1 protein-coding gene is annotated in these 4,559 nt (G+C 72.7%); it reads right to left on the bottom strand.

What is annotated here, in order from left to right; all coding sequences use genetic code 11:
• On the bottom strand, positions 1-4,559 hold a 4,559-nt coding region (locus AB0H32_RS46925), incomplete at both ends, for a toxin TcdB middle/N-terminal domain-containing protein (protein WP_361135438.1).

Here is a 4,559-nt window from a genome sequence, read left to right as displayed (position 1 = left end):
GGCGGGAGCCGGCCGGTCACCGCGCGCAGCGCGTCCCGCAGGTCCCCGCCCAGTGCCGTGCCCGCAACGAACGGCGGTTCGGCGGCGAGCGCTCGTTGGGTCTCGGCGCCGGTGGGGAGCCGGGGACTGATGTTCCCGGTGCCGAACCAGCCCTGGGCGAATCCGAAGCTCGCCGCCCCGAACACCAGGCCAGTGACGAACCCCGCCAGCGCCGACTGCCAGGTCTTTTCCCAGATCTGGCCGAGCGAGCCCGTGCCGCCGGCGAATCCGGCCGCGAACCCGGTGGCGGCACCTAGCAGCACCCCGCCGACCGCCCCGGACAGCAGGAACGTGGCGAGGGACTTGACACCGAGCGCGGCCGCGAATCCGGCTCCGGCCAATGCGCCGCCCAGCGCCGCGGCTCCGGCCAGCGCCGCCCCGAGCAGGATGCCGAGCACGACGTCACCGCCCGCCTGCGCCGCAGCAATGCCGCCGACCGCGCCGCCGACCGCCATCGCGGCGAACACCCCGATCATGGCGCCCAGGGTGATCAGTCCGGCCCCGAAGGTGACAACGGTCAGCACGACGACGGCCACGACCGCCACGATCGCCAGTGCGATCTGCCACCAGGCGCGGCCCGTGGGGTCCCGCAGGGTGACAGGGTCGTTGGCGGCGTAGGCGTAGCGGTTGAGGCCCACCGGATGCCACAGGTCCGCGGCGACGGTGTCGGGAACGAGATAGCGACCCAGCACAGGGTCGTAGGGCCGCTTCGGGGACAGGTACAGGCCCACCTGTTCCAGCAGCTCGTACCCGTCGTAGGTGTCCCGGGGCCGGTCTCCGGGCCGGAGGGAGAGGACCCGGCCGAACGGGTCGTACGCGATGCGCTGGACGACCGTTCCCGTGCCCGTGGTCATGAGGCGGACCGAGCCCCGGTGGTCGGTGTGCCAGCGGGTGAGTGACCCGCCCGGGACGAACTGCCCGATTCGGCTGCGGCCGTCCGTGACGATGCACAGCAGCTGCCCGTCGTGCAGTTCGACCAACTCGTCGAGGAGCACCGTCCGCAGGGTCCGGCCCGCGGTCGTGATCTCGCGTACAGCCCGTTCGCCGAAGGCCCCGTACAACACCTGGGCGCCCACCGCTCCGGTGATCCCGACGAGACGGTCGCGTCCGTCGTAACTGAGCGTTCCGGCGGGGCCGCTGGTCTGGCGGCCTGCCCCGTCGTAGTCGTACTGCTGCGGTCCCGCCGTGGTGACGCACACCGGTGGGGCGCCACGCTCACCGTAGCGGAATGTGCCCACGTCGGTGCGGGAGAGGATGTTGCCCGCCGGGTCGTAGGCGAAGTCGAGGGCGGGGCCGGACGCGGGCTCGGCCCGGGTCAGTTGGTACAGGTCGTCGTGGCTGTACGTCCACGCGTCGGCGGGCGTCGGCCCGGACACCGTCAGGACATGCCCGGCCCGGTCGCGGGTGAGCGTCTCCCGGTCGAGAAGCAGCCCGCCCGTGTCCGTCACCTCGCTCGCGGTGAGCCGGGACAGCGCGTCGTACCGCCGTGTGGTGCGGACTCCGCCGGTGTGGACGGTCGTCACCGGTCGGCCGGCCGGATCGTAGTCGATCCAGTCGACGACTCCGGGGATGGCACTCAGCAGTCCTCGTGGGCCGTACTGGTAGGTCAATACCGGCCCGGGGGTGTCGGGGGTGGCGCCGGGGTATTCGATGGAGCACACGCGGCCCAGCCGGTCGGTGCGACGGCGGAGCGCATGGACGGTTCCGTCGGTCAGTTTCACCCGGCGCAGTTCGACCTCACCGCGCACGTCGTAGTCGAAGGTGAGAGTGCCGCGTACGTCCTCGACCGCGGCGAGACGGCCGATGCGACGGCCCGGGGCCTGGCCGTTGCCGACGTCCGCCTGGTCGAGATAGTGGTAGACGACGTCGGGTTGTCCGTCCTGGCTGCTGCGGACCATCCGGTTGAGCTCGTCGAACCGGTAACCGGCGCGCTGGCCGACGGCATTGCGCCGGTCCACCAGGTTGCCCGCCGCGTCATGGACGAAGACGACCGTGCCGGTCGCCGGGTCGTCCACCCGGATCCGCCGGCCCAGCAGGTCGTACGTGACGGAGGTGACCCTGCCGTTGGCGTCCGTGATCTCCACGGGCTGATCTCGAAGGTCATACCGGTAGCGGGTGACGACCTCGGTGGTGCCGGACCGGGACACCACCCGGGCGACCCGGCCGGCCGCGTCGAGGTGGTAGCTGGTCGGCGTGTCCTCGTGGGTACCGCCGGCTCGGGTGTCCTCCTCGTCCCACAGGTCGGACCGGCCCGGGGTGTGCGTGCCGAGCCGGAAGGCGCCGTCGGGCAGGTCCACCCTCAGCGGCCGGCCGAGTGCGTCGAAGCGGGTCGCGACATGCACCCGCGCCTGGGTCGGGAGCTGCGGATCGGGTCCCACCGGCGTCCGGTATGGCAGGTACTGGCGGGCCACCAAGCCCCGGGCGTTGCGCCACACCGCGTCGGTCACCAGCCAGGATCCGTCACCGTCGAGGCGGGCCACCCCGGTCTCCCGGCCGTCGGAGTCCACCAACCGACGGGTGGTGACCTTGTCGCCACGGTCGGCTCGGGGGTACTCGACGGTCTCCACCGCCGGTCCGGCAGGTTCGAGCACGTACCGGTGGGTGACGGTCGGCGCGTCGGATTCGTCGCCGGGACGGAACTCGGCCGCCAACCGGGCGAGGGCGTCGTAGGTGTTGCGGCGGAGCCCGCCATTGCCGTCCGTGAGGGTGGCGGGCCGCAGGGCGTAGTGGTCCACGGTGGCCTCGACGACGTTTCCGCGGGCGTCGGTGCGGCGCACCGGGAAGAGCCGGTCTGCGTCGAGGCCCAGTGTCACCGGTGTTCCGCGTGGGTCACGGCTGACGAGGGTGCCGGGCGTGGTGCGGTCGTAGCGGCGGACGTAGACCCACCAGCCGCCCTCGTCCGTCCTGCGGTGGTAGCCGAGTTCGGCGAGGTCGAGTTTGTCGCCGCCGTACACGGCGGTCACCTGGTCGTCGCGCAGCGCCAGCCGTTCCTCGGAGGTGACGTGACCGAGTGTCACCGAACCCTCCGGCAGGCCGGTGAAGGGCTCACCGTCGTAGCGCAGCACCCGGGCGTCCACGACCGTGCCGGTGCCGTCGGTCTGGGTGATCCGGGCCGGGCGGTCGACGATCCAGCCATCGGGGTTGCCGGCGTAGGCGGTGACCGTGCGCAGTTCCTGTGCTGTCGTCGGGTCGGTGGCGAGGGTGTTGCGCTGCACCTGCTCGGTGATGTTGCCGAAGTCGTCCCAGCCGATGGTAGTGGTGACGGTGGTGCGCCAGGGAGTGGATGCACCGTCGAGGTGGTCCTCCCGCCGCTCCGTCAGCCGGGGGGAGGCGACGGTGGCGCCGTCCACATCGGCGAGGTGGGCCTGCCAGGTCTGCCGTACTTCGAACAGCGGGGGCTGGGTGTCCGGGTCGCTTCCGGCCTGGTGGCCGGCGGAGCGGATCACCCGGCCCCGCAGTACCTGGGCGGCGAGCCGTTCGGCCGTGGTGGTCGGGCGATCGGTGCGCTCGGGGGTGCGTCCGAGGTGGAACTCGGTGCGTTTGAGCAATGCCTCGACGGTGTCGTCGCCCTCCTCCACCTCGTCGACCCGGGCGAAGCCCAGGAACCGGCGCAGCGCGGGGTCCCAGTGCCCGTCGTGGTAGGAGAACCTGCTGGTGCGGGTGGCCGCGGCCGGTGCCGTCTGCGTCACGCCGGTCACCACGGGCAGGCAGAACGGCAGTGACGTCGACCAGGGCCGGCCGCGCTCGGCGTCCCGCTGCGCCTCGGCCGGCGAGGTGCCGTAGCCAATCTCGGTGACGTGGCCGAGGCCGTCGTCGATCCGGTTCAGCAGGTAGGGCTTGGCGTCCAGGTCGACCAGGCAGGCCGTGGGGCGGGTGCGGTGCCGGGTGGTCAGCAGCAGTCCGGCGCAGCCGGTGCCGCGCAGGTCCACCGGCTCCACCCGCTCGGCTGCGAAGCCTGGGACCGGAGCCACGGTGATCTCGGTGCCGAACGCGGCGCCGCCGAGGTTGGGCCAGATCCGCACCGCGGTGGTGTCCACGTAGACCAGGTCGGCACAGCCGTCCCCGTCGACGTCGGTGAGCACCAGCCGGTCTGTGCGGTAGCCGGCCGGAAGCACCGGGCTGTCGGCCATGGTGCGGGCCGGCCCCCAGCGGCCGTTGCCCAGGTTGGGCCAGTACCGCACCCGCCCGCTGCACACCTCGACCAGGTCGGCCAGGCCGTCCCCGGTCATCGGGGCGACACGTGTGTCGGGTGAGCGAAGGTCGACGCCGGCGAGCGGATCGGCGCCGCTGATCACCCTCCGTTCCACGCGCCGCCACTCCTCGGCGCCGCCGGCCGTGGACACCGTGGCCAACACGCCGTCGGCGAGCCTGAGCAGGTCGGCCGCGCCGTCTCCGTCGAGGTCGAGCAGGCGTACGTCGGGGTCCCAGGGCGTGAATGTGGGCGCGTAGGCGCTCACCACCGGGGCGCCGACAAGACCTGCGCCGTCGATCGGGTAGCGATGCCTGAGCCCCCGGCCGAC

The sequence above is a fragment of the Streptomyces sp. NPDC020362 genome (assembly GCF_040642095.1).
Lineage (GTDB): Bacteria > Actinomycetota > Actinomycetes > Streptomycetales > Streptomycetaceae > Streptomyces.
This window is presented reverse-complemented; position numbering and strand designations above follow the sequence as displayed.